This is a genomic window from Streptomyces sp. NPDC058650 (genome assembly GCF_042717315.1).
In the GTDB taxonomy this organism is placed as follows: Bacteria; Actinomycetota; Actinomycetes; order Streptomycetales; family Streptomycetaceae; genus Streptomyces.
Map to the genome: position 1 here is coordinate 383,967 of NZ_JBHXRL010000008.1, position 14,680 is coordinate 398,646.

At 70.7% G+C, this 14,680-nt stretch carries 15 protein-coding genes; 6 read left to right on the plus strand and 9 right to left on the minus strand.

The features are described from left to right. Positions 1 to 43: 43 nt before the first annotated feature. Both ACFWWU_RS17735 and ACFWWU_RS17740 read left to right on the plus strand, forming a co-directional pair. Positions 44 to 1,144, plus strand: coding sequence for a Gfo/Idh/MocA family oxidoreductase (locus ACFWWU_RS17735; protein ID WP_384145833.1), 1,101 nt, complete (start codon positions 44 to 46; stop codon positions 1,142 to 1,144). Next, complete coding sequence (locus ACFWWU_RS17740) at positions 1,141 to 1,617, plus strand: heme-degrading domain-containing protein (protein ID WP_384145836.1); 477 nt, start codon at positions 1,141 to 1,143, stop codon at positions 1,615 to 1,617. Before ACFWWU_RS17735 ends, ACFWWU_RS17740 begins: the two co-directional genes overlap by 4 nt. Here ACFWWU_RS17740 and ACFWWU_RS17745 read toward each other — a convergent pair. The 5 genes from ACFWWU_RS17745 to ACFWWU_RS17765 all read right to left on the minus strand — a co-directional run bounded on the left by ACFWWU_RS17745 (position 1,589) and on the right by ACFWWU_RS17765 (position 5,966). Then, positions 1,589 to 3,112, minus strand: a complete 1,524-nt coding sequence (locus tag ACFWWU_RS17745) for a choice-of-anchor A family protein (RefSeq protein ID WP_384145839.1) — start codon at positions 3,110 to 3,112, stop codon at positions 1,589 to 1,591. The genes ACFWWU_RS17740 and ACFWWU_RS17745 overlap by 29 nt on opposite strands. Positions 3,113 to 3,221: 109 nt before the next feature. Beyond that, complete coding sequence (locus ACFWWU_RS17750; protein ID WP_384145842.1) at positions 3,222 to 4,079, minus strand: fumarylacetoacetate hydrolase family protein; 858 nt, start codon at positions 4,077 to 4,079, stop codon at positions 3,222 to 3,224. A 137-nt stretch (positions 4,080 to 4,216) separates the two neighbouring features. Beyond that, the gene (locus tag ACFWWU_RS17755) at positions 4,217 to 4,957 is read right to left on the minus strand and encodes a YidC/Oxa1 family membrane protein insertase (RefSeq protein WP_384145845.1); all 741 of its coding nucleotides are present in this window, start codon (positions 4,955 to 4,957) and stop codon (positions 4,217 to 4,219) included. Between the two features lie 105 nt (positions 4,958 to 5,062). Then, positions 5,063 to 5,356, minus strand: a complete 294-nt coding sequence (locus tag ACFWWU_RS17760) for a DUF6412 domain-containing protein (RefSeq protein WP_384145848.1) — start codon at positions 5,354 to 5,356, stop codon at positions 5,063 to 5,065. A 61-nt stretch (positions 5,357 to 5,417) separates the two neighbouring features. Continuing rightward, positions 5,418 to 5,966, minus strand: coding sequence for a winged helix-turn-helix transcriptional regulator (locus tag ACFWWU_RS17765; RefSeq protein ID WP_384145851.1), 549 nt, complete (start codon positions 5,964 to 5,966; stop codon positions 5,418 to 5,420). Positions 5,967 to 6,073: 107 nt separating this feature from the next. Between ACFWWU_RS17765 and ACFWWU_RS17770 the strand changes: the two genes are divergently transcribed. Beyond that, the gene (locus ACFWWU_RS17770) at positions 6,074 to 7,456 is read left to right on the plus strand and encodes an MFS transporter (RefSeq protein WP_384145854.1); all 1,383 of its coding nucleotides are present in this window, start codon (positions 6,074 to 6,076) and stop codon (positions 7,454 to 7,456) included. 36 nt (positions 7,457 to 7,492) lie between these two features. Here the strand turns inward: ACFWWU_RS17770 and ACFWWU_RS17775 are convergent, their stop codons facing one another. Beyond that, complete coding sequence (locus ACFWWU_RS17775) at positions 7,493 to 8,365, minus strand: class E sortase (RefSeq protein WP_384145857.1); 873 nt, start codon at positions 8,363 to 8,365, stop codon at positions 7,493 to 7,495. 63 nt (positions 8,366 to 8,428) lie between these two features. Between ACFWWU_RS17775 and ACFWWU_RS17780 the strand changes: the two genes are divergently transcribed. Beyond that, on the plus strand, positions 8,429 to 9,436 hold the full coding sequence (locus tag ACFWWU_RS17780; protein WP_384145860.1) for an SEC-C metal-binding domain-containing protein: 1,008 nt from the start codon (positions 8,429 to 8,431) through the stop codon (positions 9,434 to 9,436). A gap of 7 nt (positions 9,437 to 9,443) precedes the next feature. Here the strand turns inward: ACFWWU_RS17780 and ACFWWU_RS17785 are convergent, their stop codons facing one another. From ACFWWU_RS17785 to ACFWWU_RS17795, 3 genes are all read right to left on the minus strand, one after another. After that, positions 9,444 to 10,574: an MrcB family domain-containing protein gene (locus ACFWWU_RS17785; protein WP_384145863.1), complete on the minus strand. Its 1,131-nt coding sequence runs from the start codon at positions 10,572 to 10,574 to the stop codon at positions 9,444 to 9,446. Positions 10,575 to 10,646: 72 nt separating this feature from the next. Further along, positions 10,647 to 11,270, minus strand: a complete 624-nt coding sequence (locus ACFWWU_RS17790; RefSeq protein ID WP_384145866.1) for an ATP-binding protein — start codon at positions 11,268 to 11,270, stop codon at positions 10,647 to 10,649. A 10-nt stretch (positions 11,271 to 11,280) separates the two neighbouring features. After that, complete coding sequence (locus ACFWWU_RS17795; protein WP_384145869.1) at positions 11,281 to 11,856, minus strand: ATP-binding protein; 576 nt, start codon at positions 11,854 to 11,856, stop codon at positions 11,281 to 11,283. Positions 11,857 to 11,921: 65 nt separating this feature from the next. Here ACFWWU_RS17795 and ACFWWU_RS17800 point away from each other — a divergent pair, with 65 nt between their 5' ends. Both ACFWWU_RS17800 and ACFWWU_RS17805 read left to right on the plus strand, forming a co-directional pair. Beyond that, positions 11,922 to 13,310 (plus strand): tetratricopeptide repeat protein, encoded by a 1,389-nt coding sequence (locus ACFWWU_RS17800; RefSeq protein WP_384145872.1) that lies wholly within the window; start codon positions 11,922 to 11,924, stop codon positions 13,308 to 13,310. 58 nt (positions 13,311 to 13,368) lie between these two features. Next, entirely contained in the window at positions 13,369 to 13,854 is a 486-nt protein-coding gene (locus ACFWWU_RS17805; RefSeq protein WP_384145875.1) for a TrmO family methyltransferase, read from the plus strand. Positions 13,855 to 14,680: the final 826 nt, after the last annotated feature.

Sequence of the window (14,680 nt, forward strand, 5' to 3'; positions counted from 1 at the left end):
CGGTCGCTTGCACTTTGGCAACAGCGTTGCTTAAGTGAGGCGCATGACTGGCACCGACCCCCGTACCCCTCGCACCCCGCTCCGCGTCGGACTCGTCGGCTACGGCCTCGCGGGCTCCGTCTTCCACGCCCCGCTGATCGCCGCCTCCGAGGACCTCGTCCTCGCCGCCGTCACCACGGGCAATCCGGAGCGGGCCGCCGAGGCCCGCGCCGCCCACCCCGGCGTACGGGTCGTGGCCTCCCCCGAGGAGCTGTGGGAGCGAGGGGCGGCGGACGAGCTCGACCTGGTCGTCGTCGCCTCCCCCAACAAGACGCACGTCGCGGTCGCGACCGCCGCCCTGGAGGCCGGCATCCCGGTCGTCGTCGACAAGCCGCTCGCCGGGACCGCCGCCGAGGCGCGCGGCCTCGCCGCCCTCGCCGAGGAGCGGGGCCTGCTGCTCTCGGTCTTCCAGAACCGTCGCTGGGACAACGACTTCCTGACCCTCCGCCGCCTCCTCGACGAGGACGCGCTCGGCGAGGTCCAGCGCTTCGAGTCCCGCTTCGAGCGCTGGCGCCCGCAGCCCAAGGGCGGCTGGCGGGAGTCGGGCGCGCCCGAGGAGATCGGCGGGCTGCTGTACGACCTGGGCAGCCACGTCGTCGACCAGGCCCTCGTGCTCTTCGGCCCGGCCGTCTCGGTGTACGCCGAGTCGGACGTACGCCGCCCGGGCGCCGCCGCCGACGACGACACGTTCCTCGCGGTCACGCACGCCAACGGGGTCCGCTCCCATCTGTACGTGAGCGCCACCACCGCCCAGCTCGGTCCCCGTTTCCGGGTGCTCGGGCAGCGCGCGGGGTTCGTGAAGTACGGGCTCGACCCGCAGGAGGCCGCCCTGCGCGAGGGCCTGCGGCCCGTGCCGGGCACGGTCTGGGGTGGGGAACCGGAGGAGCTCTGGGGCCGGCTCGGCTCCGGGGAGTCACCGCTGACCGGCGGCGGCACCCCGGTCCCGTCGCTGCCCGGCGCCTACCCGGCGTACTACGCGGCCGTCGCCGCCGCCCTCCGCGGCACCGGAGAGAACCCGGTCACCGCGCACGAGGCCGCCGCCGCGCTCGACGTCCTGGAGGCGGCGAAGCGGTCGGCCCGCGAGGGAATCACGGTGGCCCTGTGAGCGAGATCCCCGAACTGGAGGCGCAGGAGGCCCGCCTGGTCCTCCCCCGCTTCACGTACGAGGACGCCTGGACGCTCGGCACCCTCCTCGTCGGCCTGGCCCGGGAACGGCGGGCACCCGTCGCGATCGACATCCGGCGGGGCGCGCAGCAGCTGTTCCACTGCGCGCTACCGGGGTCCAGCGCGGACAACGACGCCTGGATCGGCCGTAAGCGGCGGGTCGTCGAGCGGTACGGCGCGAGTTCGTTCCTGGTCGGCGCCCGGTTCCGCGCCAAGGGGACGACCTTCGAGGCGTCCTCGCGCCTCGACCCCGACCGGTACGCCGCCCATGGCGGCTCGTTCCCGGTCGCGGTCGAGGGCGCGGGGGTGATCGGTTCGGTCACGGTCTCGGGCCTGCCGCAGGCCGAGGACCACGCGCTGGTCGTCGAGGCACTGGAGCGACTGCTCAGTTCGTACGACGCCGGCGACGGCTGACGGTCACGAGGATCCCGCCGCCGAGGGCGAGGCCGGCCGCGGTGACACCCATGACGATCTTCCCGGTGCCTGCGCCGGTCTCGGGCAGTTCGCCGCCCCCGTTCGGGCCGTGGTTGCCGCCCGAGTCGCCGTAACCGCCGGTGTCACCGCCGCCCGTGTGCCCGCCCGACGTGTGACCACCCGAGTCGCCGCCCGAGTCTCCGCCGGTCGAACCGCCGGTCGTGGGGTCGGTGGGTGTCGGGGTGGGGTCGGTCGGGGTCGGCGTCGGGTCCGTCGGGGTGGGGGTCGGGTCCGTCGGCGTCGGCGTGGGATCCGTCGGGGTCGGCGTGGGATCCGTCGGGGTCGGTGTGGGATCCGTCGGCGTGGGCGTCGGGTCCGTCGGCGTCGGCGTGGGGTCCGTCGGCGTCGGGGTGGGCGTGGCATCCGCGCAGGACGGGAGGTCGCCGTTGAACGGGTAGGCGTGCATCTCCTGGCCGCCGCCGCCGTCGGTCTCCGAGGCGTGCGTCAGATTGCCGGTGGTGAAGAACCGGCCGTTCGTGCCCGGCATCGTGACCGTCGCCGTGCTGGCCTGGTTGCCGATGAGCACGCTGCCCGCGAACTGGGCCGTGCCCTCGAACTTGACCGTGGTCGCGTCCGGGAAGTTCCACAGGACGCGGTCGCGCAGCCCGTCCGGCAGCCCGTCGATGTACGTGTCGACGGTGCGGTCGGCGCCGAGGACGTTGACGAGGACGGTCGCGTGGGCGGGGATGTTCGCGAAGCGGATGCCCTGCTGCCCGCCGCTCGCCGACTCCAGGTCGAAGTCGGCGTTGAAGACCTGGAGCGCCGACGTGCCGTCACCCGTGAAGAGGGTCTCGGTGTTGTTGTTGGAGGCGGTGCCGGTGGCGGTGCGGGAGGCGCCGTTCACGTAGGCGTAGCACTGGCTGGCGTCGGTGAGCTGCCCCCGGAGGGCGGTGTACGGGTCGGCGGCCTTGGCGTCGTGGACCGGGGTGGGGTTCACCGTCCCGGAGAGGACGCCCCCGTACCGTACGAGGCCCTTGACGGCGCCCTCCTCGGCGAGGAGGGACTCGCCGGAGGCCACTGTCAGGTCCTTGCCGACGGTGAGGAAGTCGGTGCCGTCGTCGGGCGGGATGCGCGAGCCGGCTCCGACAATGCCGACGTTGTAGACGCTCGAGACGCCGGCGCGCTTGTCCTGGTCGAAGCCGCCGAGGACGACGACCTTGCCCTCGGCCTCGGCCGCGGCCTCGCGGACGAGGAAGTCGCCCCCCACGAAGATGTTGATGTTGTTGTCGCGGTAGACGACGCCGCCGCTGTTGATGGGGGGGTAGCCGTCGGGGGGGCAGTTGCCCGGCAGGCAGGGGCCGAGGCCGCCGGGGAGTGGATCGGCGAAGCCGTTGACGGCCAGCGCGCCGACCAGGGCGGTGGCCCCGACCGTGGCCGCGGCGATGACGGCGAGGCGGCGCCGGGCGGGCCGCCGGTCGTGCGTGTCTCGTTCCATAGGGGGCAATATGCAAAAAAGCACACGAAAATGGCGACGCCCCACGCGGGGCGCCGCCATTTTCACGCCAGAGTGTTCAAGCCACCGTCAGGCGGCCCGCACTCCGTCCTCAGGCGCTCTTGAGCTCCTGCCGCTGCCGGCCGAGCCCCTCGACCTCCAGCTCGACGACGTCACCGGGGCGCAGGTACGGCTTGGGCTCCGGCTGCCCCATGGCGACGCCGGCGGGCGTGCCGGTGTTGATGATGTCGCCCGGGTAGAGGGTCATGAACCGGCTGACGTACCGGACGACCTCCGCGACCGGGAAGATCTGGTCGGCGGTGTGACCGTCCTGCTTGAGCTCGCCGTTGACCCAGAGGCGGAGGGAGAGGGCCTGCGGGTCGGGCACCTCGTCGGCGGTGACGAGCCAGGGACCGAGCGGGTTGAACGTCTCGGCGTTCTTGCCCTTGTCCCAGGTGCCGCCGCGCTCGATCTGCCACTCGCGCTCGGAGACGTCGTGGGCGACCGCGTAGCCGGCGACGTGCGCGAGGGCCTCCTCGTCGGTCTCCAGGTAGCGGGCGGTGCGGCCGATGACGATCGCGAGCTCCACCTCCCAGTCGGTCTTGACCGAGCCGCGCGGCACGAGCACGGTGTCGTCCGGGCCGACGACGGTGTCGGCGGCTTTGAGGAAGACGACGGGCTCGGCCGGGGTGGCCTGGCCGGTCTCGGCGGCGTGGCCGTGGTAGTTCAGCCCGATGCACACGACCTTGCCGATCCGGCCGACCGGCGGGCCGACGCGCAGCCCGGTCCCGTCGAGCTCGGGCAGCACACCGGCCCCGGCCGCGCCCCGGATCCGGTCGAGCGTGCCGGCGTCGGCGAGCAGATTTCCGTCGATGTCGTCGACCAGTGCGGACAGGTCGCGGAGGGTGCCGCCCTGGTCGAGCAGGGCGGGACGCTCGGCTCCCGGCGGGCCTACACGCAGCAGCTTCATGGTCTTCTCCCGGTGGTCGAGGTGGGCCCGGAAGGGCCCTGAGGGTGCCCCGGCCGATGGAGTGCGGCCATCGGAGGATTGGTCGATCCTCCAAGACATCGGGTCGCTCTGCAAGACCCCGTTCACGCACTGGACCCTTACGCGCGAGTAGCAACGGTGCTGGAGGACCGCTTCCCGCCCGTCGGTTCCTTCTCTTCCCGGAAGAGGAACGCCCGCTCGACGGCGCTCCAGGTGGTGCTGGTGACGACGTAGAGGGCGGCGGCCAGGGGGACGACGGCGACGGTGATCAGGGTGGCGAAGGAGAGCAGCGGCATCACCTTGGCGATCGCGCCCGCGCCGGGCGTGGGCTGTCCCAGGTCGAGGGGCTGGGCGGCGAGCTGCCGCTTCGTGCGGCGGTAGCTGAAGACGGCCACGGCGGTGACGACCGCGAAGAGGACGAGATAGACCCGCCCCGCCGGGCCGGACACGCCGCCGTGGGAGAGCGCGTCGGCCCAGTGGTCGCCGAGCGGGGCGGCGAAGAGCGCGTGCCCGGCCATCCGGTCACCGGAGAACAGGTGGTACATCAGCAGGAACGCGGGCGCCTGGAGGAGGCTGGGCAGGATTCCGGCGAAGGGCGAGACCTTCTCCTTGGCGTGCAGCTCCAGCATCGCCTTCTTGAGGCGCTCGGGGTTCTTGGCGTGCTTCCTGCGGAGGGCGGCGAGCTGCGGGGCGATCCGGGTGCGGGCCTTCTGGCCGCGGGCAGCCGCCCGGGACAGCGGGTGGACCGCGAGGCGTACGAGCATCGTGAAGAGGATGATCGCGGCGGCCGTGGCGGTGGTGGCGAAGAGCGGCTGGAGCAGGTCGGCGAGCCGCTCGACCAGGGAAGCGAAGACGGACAAGGGAGCCCTCCGTGGGGTCTCGTCGTGCCGGGAGAGATTCGGGTCTCGGCATGACGGATCCGCGTGAGGACCTTCCGGTGTGCGTCGGGCTCCGGCGTGGGCTCCCTACGCGGCCGTCGGGAGGGGACGGCCGGGAGCTCGGGGTCTCCGGCGGCCGGCGGCGTCGGGATCACGCTGCGGCAGGAAGGCGGTACGCCGCTCGCGGTCACGTATCGCCGTACGCACGCGGGTCGCCGGGACGGCGGGAGCCGTCGGGGCGCCGATCAGAGCGCAGACGACGGACGTCGCGGCGAGGACGACAGCGGCGAGGCCCGCGCCGTCGGAGAGGAGGAGGCCGGCGAGGGCGAGGAGGAAGAAGAGCGGCGCGAGCACGCGCAGGAGCAGGCTCCCGACAGTCATCTCACCACCCCCTCCCAGCACTTCACTCGGTCTTTCCCACCCAGAAGACGCACGGGCTCGATCAGGAGTTCCCGCGCCCGGAGGAATCGAGAGGGGCAACGGGCAGGAGCAGCCGGCGGGGCCGGAGCAGGGCGCGGCCGACCGGGTCGCCCGGATCCGGGTCGAGCCCGACGCCGGGCCGCATCTCGACGTCGGCGGGCGGCACGGGGACGCGGCAGGCGGGGCATTCACCGTACGGGCCGAGCTCGGTGCCGCAGGCGGCGTGGTGGAAGTGGCGCACCGGTACGGCTCCGGGGACCTCGGCCCGCCCCCAGGCGCCGAGGGAGCGCAGGACGGGCCAGAGGGCGAGGCCGCGCTCGGTGAGCACGTACTCGTCACGCGGGGGCGACTCCTGGTAGCGCCGCCTGTCGAGGACGCCGGCCTCGACGAGGGCCTGGAGGCGGGCGGCGAGGACGGCGCGGGGGACGCCGAGGTGGACGAGGAAGTCGTTGTAGCGGCGGACGCCGTAGAAGGCGTCGCGGACGACGAGGAGGGTCCAGCGCTCGCCGACGACCTCAAGGGCGCGGGCGATGGAGCACTGCTGGTGGGCGTAGTCCTTGCCGAGAGCCATGGCCCCATCGTACCCATTCAAGGTTCAGTGAACGAACCTAGCTGCTAGCTTGGGTTCATTCACCGAACCAACGGTGTCGCATCGACTGACGGGTGGAGGTCCCTGCCATGCCCGAGCTCGTCACCACCCCCCGAGCACCCGCGCGAAGCAAACGAGCGCCCCGCCCGTCCGCCACGCTCGCCGTCACCGGCGCCGCCACGGCCGTCGCGCTGATGAACTACACGGCCCCGATGGTCACGCTCCCCGACACGGCCGCCGCCTTCGGGACCCCGGAATCGGCCCGCGCCTGGCTGCTCAACGGCACGCCGCTCGGCCTCGCCGTCCTCCTCCTGGTGGCCGGCAGCCTCGCCGACGCGCACGGACGGCGCCGGGTCTTCCTCCTCGGCACCTTCGCCCTCGGCGTCACCACCGGCCTCGGCGCCCTCACCGGCTCCACGCTCACCTTCACCCTCGCCCGCGTCGCACAGGGCGCGGCGAGCGCGGCGGTCCTCGCGGGCAGCCTGGGCCTGCTGGCCGACGCGTACCCCTCGGGCCGCGACCGGATCAGGGCGACCGGGATCTGGGGCGCGTCGGTGAGCGGCGGCATCGCGCTCGGCCCGCTGCTCGCGGGCGCGCTGAGCCTGGTGGACTGGCGGCTGGCGTACGCGGTCCTCGGCCTCGGCGCCCTGGTGATCGCGGCGGCGGGGACCTTCGGGCTCCCGCGCGAGACCACCCAGCGGTCGGCGCGGACCCGCCCCGACATCCCGGGCGCAGTCGCACTCGGACTTGCCCTGGCGGCACTGCTCACCGCGCTCACCCTCGGCCGGGACGGCTGGCTGCGCGCCCCGGTGGGCCTCCTCTTCCTGGCGGCAGCAGTACTGACCGCGGTCTTCGTGGCGGTCGAGCACCGGAGCCGTACGCCCATGGTCGACCTGGCGCTCCTGCGCCGGCCTGCGTTCCTGGCGTCGACGCTGGGGGCGCTGTTCACGGGTCTGGCGGTGATCGGCCTGTTCAGCGTGGTGCCCGCGCTGCTCCAGAGAGGGGCGGGGATGTCGCCGCTGGGGGCGGCCTGGCTGTTCGTGCTCTGGTCGGGCACCGCGTTCGCGGCGGCCCTCCAGGCGCGCCGCCTGGCGGGCCGGCTGTCGGCCACGTACCAACTGACCCTGGGTTTCGCCTTGTCGGCGGCGGGAGTCCTGGCCCTCCTCGGAGGCCTGGAAGGCCCCTGGCCGCGCCTCCTCCCCGGCCTCCTGGTGGCGGGCGCGGGCAGTGGCCTCCTGAACGCGGCGCTGCCCCGCCTCGCCGTCGACTCCGTACCCCCGGAGCGGGCGGCGATGGGCTCGGGCGCCAACAACACCGCCCGCTACATCGGTTCCGCGGCGGGCGTGGCCCTGACCCTTGCGCTGACGACGGCGGGCCCGGACACGGCGCTCCTGGTCTCGGCGGGCCTGGCCCTGACCGGCGCCGCGATCACCCTCGTACTGGCACGACGACGGCCGCCGGAGGCCGGCTGATCCTCCCGCAGGCAATCACCGCCGGCACCCGTCCGGTCACCCGGCCGGGACCAGCTTCGCCCAGACGACGAGCCGGTAGGCGCTGCTGAACTCCGGGGTGCAGGTGGTGAGGGTGAGGTAGGACCCGGCGGTGGAGTACCCGTAGGACGGCTTGACGAGCGACCGGGGAACGGCCCGGACGACCCCGACGTCACGGGGCGCGGTCTGCGGGAGGACCTGGTCGACGCGGTAGGTGTACGTACGCTCACGGGTCCGCACGGTGATGCGGTCCCCTTCGCGGAGCCGGTTGATGTACCGGAAGGGCTCGCCGTGGGTGTTCCGGTGCCCGGCGAGGGCGAAGTTCCCGGGAAGCCCGGGACCGGCGGTGCCGGGGTAATGCCCGACGTACCCCTTGTCGAGGACGGAACGCTTGGAGATGCCGCGGGCGACGGGGGCGGCGATGCCGAGCCGGGGGATCCGGAGGATGGCGAAGACACGGGAGTCGAGGGCGGGAGGAGGGGTCCGGTGCGAGGAGGCGGCGGAATCCCGAGGCGAGGGCCCGGAATCCCCGGAATCCACAGGCGCACCGGAGACGACGGACCCGCCGCCCTCCCCGACCACGTCACCGGGCTCCCGGGGCTCCCCGGGCTCCGCCGTGACATCGGCCCCCACATCGCCACCCGCGTCGCCGCCCGGGGGAGAGATCTCCCACTCCCGCTCCAGAACGCTCACCTGCTCGCGGGCCTCGGCGCGGGCCTGCTGGTTGGTCCACCAGAGCTGGTGCACGACGAGGAGCAGGACGAGAACCCCGCAGGTGACGATGGTCTCGGCACACACCCACAGCGCGCGGGCACCCGTACGGCGCCGTCCGCGCGCCTGGACGACGACCGGCACTCGCTCCCGCACTCTGCCCCGAACCCTGTCCTGCACGCGGGGCACGATAAGCGCTGAGGTGCCAACTCTCCAGGCCCGTACAGCAGTACGGTGGAGGGCATGCGCCCCGACACTCCTGCCGCCCACATCACCGAAGCCGAGCGCCTGCTGCGCACGGCAGCGCAGTACCCGGGAGACCGGGAACCGCTGTACCTCCAGGCCGCGGCCCACCGGGAACTGGCGGGCGACCGCCCGGGGGCGACGGCCCTCTACGACTCCCTCCTCTCCTCCTCCCCCACGGACCCCCACCTCATCAGGGCGCTGAAGGCGGCGAACCTCTGGGAGTACGGCCACGAGGCCGAGGCGCGGGCGATCATCGACGGCGTCCGACGCGCCCGGCCCGCGGACGCGGCCCCCTGGGAGATCACGGCGGAGACGCTGGAGGCCCACGACGAACTGGAGGCGGCGGAGTCAACGCTCTCGGAAGCGGCGGAACTCCTGACCAAGGGGCCGACCCCCCTCCCCCACCCCACCCAGTCCCTCCTCATCACCCGGCACAGAATCCGCAGGATGCTGGCGCTGCCGCACGACGACTGGGACACCCTGGCGGACCGCCTCCACACGGCGGCCGTCCCCCTGGACGAGCTCCACGACCCGAAGCGCCTCTGGTCGCTGGGCTCCTCGGACCCGGCGGAACTCCAGGCCGAGATCACCCGCCTCCGCTCGGAACTGGGCACCTACCGCACGGCCCTGTCCCGCCCCTTCCCGGTGGCGGTCCTGCACTGGCCGGAAGCGGAACTCGACGAACTCCTGGCGGCGTACCCGGAACTGGAAGCCGAATACCCCACGTACAGGGCGCACCTGACGGACATCGAAGCGTCCCTCCGCGAACTGTCCCAGGCGGGCACCCCGAACCTGGGCATCGTCCGCGCGACGGTCCCCTCCTACGAAGCCTTCGCAGCCTCGGAATCCACACCCCCATCAAACGCGGACCTCCTCCCCCAATACGCCACGACGCTGGCGGCCCGAGCCAGGGCGACGGCTTGGCCGCCGGCGCAGTCCTCTGCGTGCTGGTGCGGTTCGGAGCGGACTTACGGGGAGTGCCACGGGGTCACGAAGCGAGGCTGATTCGACGCTACTCCGTCGTCATTCCCCAGTCCCGTGCTTTGGAAGAGCCGTCCCATCCTTCGTCGGACCGCCAGACCGACGCGATTCCCTGATCCTCCAGGTATGGGGCGTAGACACCGATCTCCTCGGAGAAGAGGCCTATAAGGAAGGGCTCGGGCCGTTCTCGGTAGAGGAAGTGTCGGTACTCGAAAAGCTGCCCGAGCGCCTCGCGTACCGCCACCGTCGCATTTCCATGGCGGACGATCTTCGCTTCGACTAGCCACTCCGGCCCATGCCCCTCAGGCTCCTTCCCCTGTCGCAGCACTAGATCCTTGGGGTGCTGCAGCCGTGTGATGGGGACATAACCACGGTCTGCGGCGTAGAGACCAAAATCCTTGACGAGATCCTCATGGCTTCGCTGCTTAACCTGCTGGCGGGCGCTGATCTGCACTCTGTACTCGCCACTGTCCTTCGGTTGGAAGTCAGCAAGCGGGTCGAAGTCCGCAGCTGATTCAGTGACCTGCCGAGCATGGCTACTGAGATCGTAGGCAAGCTGGACCGCGTGGGCGTCGTTGCTCGTCCACCAGACGTGATCGAACTCTTCAGCCCGCCGGAGGGATCGGACGCCGAGCAGGAGATCTTCCAACAGCGCGACGTCGCTGGGCAAGGCGGCGGTGTCGTACACCTTGGCGATAACGCTGGCCGCCTCGTAAGCCTTCGGTCGCGCGGCAGTGTCCCTAAGGTCTGGTTCATCCACCCAATCGAGACGCTCCTTCCGCCTCACAGCCCGACGGAGTCTCGCCGCATGGTGACGAAGGTGCTCCTCACGCGCGCGCCCTCTCCCCAGTCGATCCTCCAGCCAGGTAATCCCCTGCTGCAAGGTCAACGTCACGTTCTTCAGGTCGGCGCTGAAGATGTAGGCGAGATACAGACCCTTCTTGGGGTCGCGCATGCCTTGCTCATCAAAAATTCCGATCCACGGAGTCGCCGCCGGGGTGGTCTGCCCTCCATGCCCCTCAGCCCTGAAACCCGGTGGAAGGGTGAGGTCAGTGCGGCCCGCGACTCCGCGCAAAACCTGCTGACCCTTTACCTCACGCCTCGAACCAGCCGTACGGTCATACGTGCTCGCGACCTCGCTGAGCAAGTCTCGAATCCCCATGCGAAGAATCTAGATCAGAACATCTCATCGCAGATACGGTCCCGTACGGCTTCGTCGCGTTGTCGATGATCGTCACAGCCCGGCATCGAAGCGCACCTGGGCGGCGTCCAGGACATCGTCGGCGTCGTACCCATGGGCCTCCATCCAGTGGAGCAGGTCAACGATCACATCAACCACGGCCTCCTTGGCCACAGCAGTGGCCAGCCGACTCGCGTTGACCGCTCGGGTAGACGCAACGGAGCCATAGAGAGAAATCATGGATTCCGCCCGCTCGACACGCATGCCGCCACCATGGCCATTGGGCGCTGTGAGATCCGTAGCGATCTCACACCACGTCACCTTGTGGTCCGTCCCTAGAAGGACTCCCCAACGATCCGCGACCCCCTCTACCAGCACCAGGCCTCTACCCGACTCAGACTCGGCTACGGCGGTGGCCCGTGTCGGCAGCGCGTAGCACTCCGGATCGCTCACCTCGATGCGCAAGTACGTGCCGTTCATTGTCAGCCGAAGCGTCGTCGGGGTCCCTAGACCAACGTGGCGGATCACGTTCGTGACCAGTTCGCTGACACACAGCTGAGCCATTTCGCTCTGTCTCGGCAGCCCCCAGAACTTCAGATGAAGTCGCACAACACGACGAAGCCCGGCAACTTCCCGTGGCTCCGCTGGAAACGAGAGCTCCCACGGCCCACGCGCCATGCACCCGCCTTCATTCACAGAGTCCCTCGTCCTTCAACTCAGCCCAAACCTGCTTGCCCCACCGGTACGGCTCGGTGCCCCATCGCTCCGCGAGCGTGTCGACCAGAAGCAGTCCCCTGCCCCGGATCTCGTCACCGTCGGAGTCCGCCTCCAGGATCGGCACGGTCCTGGAGCGATCGACCACGCCCACGCGGACCTCATGAGCGGAGGGCCGAGAGACGATCACTCTGATCGCCTGAAGTCGACTGTGATCGACGGCGTTAGAGACCAGCTCGGTGATGACAAGAGAGGCGTTCTCGATCAACGGATCCAGGCCCCAGAGGGTCAGCGCCGTACGAACCAACCTGCGGGCGACTGCCGCGCTCCGCGCTTCGCGCGGGAGGGTCTGGGAGTAGGCGGGGTGACCTGTGGGGCGAGACGTGACAGCCGCTGCCGCAAGAACTCCGATGGGAGGTGCGAGTCGCTCGCGTACGCACGTGTCCTCATCGTCACCCGCGTGACTGAAAGTCACTAGTTGCCCTCCCGTCGTTGTCGGTTGGTGGTTTCGTGTTCTCTCAGCGAACCGTGATTCGCGGTGGATAGGCATCCCCACTCGGGCCCCGAAGCCGTCAAACCCGTCAAAGATTGTTCTCTTGTGAACAGGGGCGCAGCATGGCGCGCAGGAACGATGAACTGGCTGCGGTGATCGCGGAGACGGGCTGGTCGCAGCCCGTAGTGGCTGCCGCCGTTGTACGCGTCGCAGCAGAGGCTGGCGTCGACGAACTCCTCACCGTCAAGCGCTCACACATCGCCATGTGGGTCGCTGGTACCCGTCCCCGGGGCCGGGCAGCCGACATCCTGCGTGAGACTCTGTCGCGGCGGCTAGGACGTCCCCTCACGCTCGCGGAGATCGGCCTCGCGGGACATGGCTCGGATACGGTCGCCCGGTCCGAGTGGGACACCGACACGCTGACGACTCTGGTCGACCTGGGGAGGAACAGCATGGACCGCGACCGCCGTCGGCTCTTCACCGGCGCCGCCGCCTACTCAGTCGGCGGATTGGTCCTGCCCAAGGATCCATGGTGGGACGAAGCCCCACAGCGGGCGCGCTCCCGCACCGTCGGTCCGAACCGCAGAGTCGGCGAGACCGAGGTGCGGGCCGTTCGCGAGATGACCGAGTTCTTCGCCCGACGCGATCAGCGGCACGGAGGTGTCGACGGTCGGACTGCCCTCTACCAGTACATTGTCGACGACGTCGCCAGGTACGTCAGCGGGGTCTTCAACAGCGAGAAATCCCGTCGGTCGCTGTACTCGGCGGCAGCCGAGACCGTGTACGTGGCCGGCTGGATGAGTTTCGACGCATCCCAGCACGAGGCCGCGCGACGCTACTTCACCCTCGCGCTCAAGCTCGCCGCCGAAGCCGACGACGCTCCCCTCGCGGGGCACATCCTGCGGGCGATGGCCCATCAAGCCATAGACCTGGGCCACACTAGGGCGGCCTTGGAGCTCGCCAACGCCTCCATCGAGCGTAAGAGGTACACCCACGCCACCCCTCGTGAACGAGCCTTGATCGGTGTCGTACGTGCGCGAGCGTTGGCCGTGGATGGCCAGAGAGGCAAGGCCGTCGCCGCGATCCACCAAGCCGAGACCGACCTCGCTGGAGCAACAGCGGGCGACGACGAGCCTCATCGGGTCTGGTTCTTCCAGGAGGCGTCCCTCGCTCATGAGACAGCGCGCACGCTGTGGGCGCTGGGCGACCTCAACGGTGCGCTGCGCCATTTCCGTACCAGTGTCCGACTCCGTAGGGCGGACTCCTTCAGTCGAACACACGCCGTCACGCTCGGATATATGGGCGCGGTCCAGGCGAAGCAGGGCAACATCGACGCGTCCTGCCGGACCTGGTCCCAGGCCCTGGACGCCATGGACGGGGTTCAGTCCGGCAGAGCTCGGGAAGCGGCCGTCACCATGCGGACGATCCTGTCCCCGTTTCGCAACCGCGGGATCCCCTCCGCCTCCGCCGTCGACGAACGAGCCCGGGCGGCACTCCTACGAGTAACCTGACGGCGCCGAAGTCCCGTACCCCACAAGTGGCGTTGCCGAGAAGGAAGAGGGGCAAGCTGTGCCTGCGCAGTTCATCGAGGTGCCGGTCATCGCCGACATCGTCGGAGGCCACACCGGACGGCTCGACGACTTCAAGGGCGGGGTGGAATCGATCATCCGCCTGCGGCCGGAGTTCCCCGTGGAGACCCTTCAAGGCATCGAGGAATTCTCCCACCTCCAGGTCACGTGGTTCTTCAACCTCGGCTCCCCGGACGATGTCGCGCTTCACGCACGCAGCCCCCGCGACAACTCCGCATGGCCAGCGACTGGCACTTTCGTCCACCACAACCATCGGCGCCCGGCACGGCTCGCCACGTCCTTTCCGAAGCTACTCAGAATCGAGGGACGCGACCTGCACGTCGCGGACCTCGACGCCGACGACGGCACTCAGGTCGTCGACCTTGTGGCGGTGTTCCAAGAAATGCTCCCCCGTGGGCCCGTCACTCAGCCGACCTGGCCGGGCGAGATGCTCGCGGACTACTGGAGAGACGCCTCCGAGCGCTGAGGCGAGGAAGCGGCTTCATGCCGAGCGGCGAGGTGGAGAGCAACACCGTGCGGGCTCCGGATGATCAGCCGCTTGGAGTGGGCCGGCTTCGTGGGCTTCTGGTGGGACCGCCCTCTTTCCGAGAGTCGCACCTTCCGCCGCCGCGTCAAGGGCGCCTTCGGCGTCGCTGCGCGATGGCCTGCGGCCACCCTTGACCCGGTGGCGGAAGCCGCGCAAAAACTCTCGGAGGGCGGTCCGGGGGCCGGGGTCACGCCAGGGGCCCGGGCATCGCTCAGGCCGCGTAAGCGGGTGGCAGGCCGGTGGGTGGGGGCTGGGTTAGTGGCCGGGGCCGGTGGGTCCGCTGGGGTTGGGTTCGGGGTGCGCGGCCGTTGAATGGGGCAGCCGGGCTTGGCTAAGCGGCGGACGGTCGGTGGTCGGCCGGGATTCAGGCCCGGCTGGTCACTCCCAATGGGTGGGGAGGTGACTAACCCGCAGCTACTCCGAGTAACAGCCCCCGGAATAACCCTCAAAGGGGGCATATCACCCTTACCGGGCGGGGGAAGTGCACGAATGTCTCGTCGCCAGCCCTCAACCGCGGCCACCCACGGCCTACCCCCACCGAGAGAGACCAGCGGGGCCTGAATCCCCACTCCCCACCGGCCGCGACCCGCTAAGCCAAGCCGGACCGCCCCATTCAACGACCGCGCACCCCAAACCGACGGAAGGTGCCCACCCACCCCCGCCGCTAACCCAGCCCCACCCCACCGGCCTGCCACCCGCTTACGCGGCCTGAGCGATGCCCGGGCCCCCGCGTGGCCACGCCCCCGGCCGCCCTCCGAGAGGTCTT

Bases quoted from the DNA above. Each gene is read 5' to 3' on its own strand.
- ACFWWU_RS17735 (WP_384145833.1), top strand. From the start codon at position 44: ATGACTGGCACCGACCCCCGTACCCCTCGCACCCCGCTCCGCGTCGGA.
- ACFWWU_RS17745 (WP_384145839.1), bottom strand. From the start codon at position 3,112: ATGGAACGAGACACGCACGACCGGCGGCCCGCCCGGCGCCGCCTCGCC.
- ACFWWU_RS17750 (WP_384145842.1), bottom strand. From the start codon at position 4,079: ATGAAGCTGCTGCGTGTAGGCCCGCCGGGAGCCGAGCGTCCCGCCCTG.
- ACFWWU_RS17760 (WP_384145848.1), bottom strand. From the start codon at position 5,356: ATGACTGTCGGGAGCCTGCTCCTGCGCGTGCTCGCGCCGCTCTTCTTC.
- ACFWWU_RS17765 (WP_384145851.1), bottom strand. From the start codon at position 5,966: ATGGCTCTCGGCAAGGACTACGCCCACCAGCAGTGCTCCATCGCCCGC.
- ACFWWU_RS17770 (WP_384145854.1), top strand. From the start codon at position 6,074: ATGCCCGAGCTCGTCACCACCCCCCGAGCACCCGCGCGAAGCAAACGA.
- ACFWWU_RS17780 (WP_384145860.1), top strand. From the start codon at position 8,429: ATGCGCCCCGACACTCCTGCCGCCCACATCACCGAAGCCGAGCGCCTG.
- ACFWWU_RS17785 (WP_384145863.1), bottom strand. From the start codon at position 10,574: ATGGGGATTCGAGACTTGCTCAGCGAGGTCGCGAGCACGTATGACCGT.
- ACFWWU_RS17790 (WP_384145866.1), bottom strand. From the start codon at position 11,270: ATGGCGCGTGGGCCGTGGGAGCTCTCGTTTCCAGCGGAGCCACGGGAA.
- ACFWWU_RS17795 (WP_384145869.1), bottom strand. From the start codon at position 11,856: ATGCCTATCCACCGCGAATCACGGTTCGCTGAGAGAACACGAAACCAC.
- ACFWWU_RS17800 (WP_384145872.1), top strand. From the start codon at position 11,922: ATGGCGCGCAGGAACGATGAACTGGCTGCGGTGATCGCGGAGACGGGC.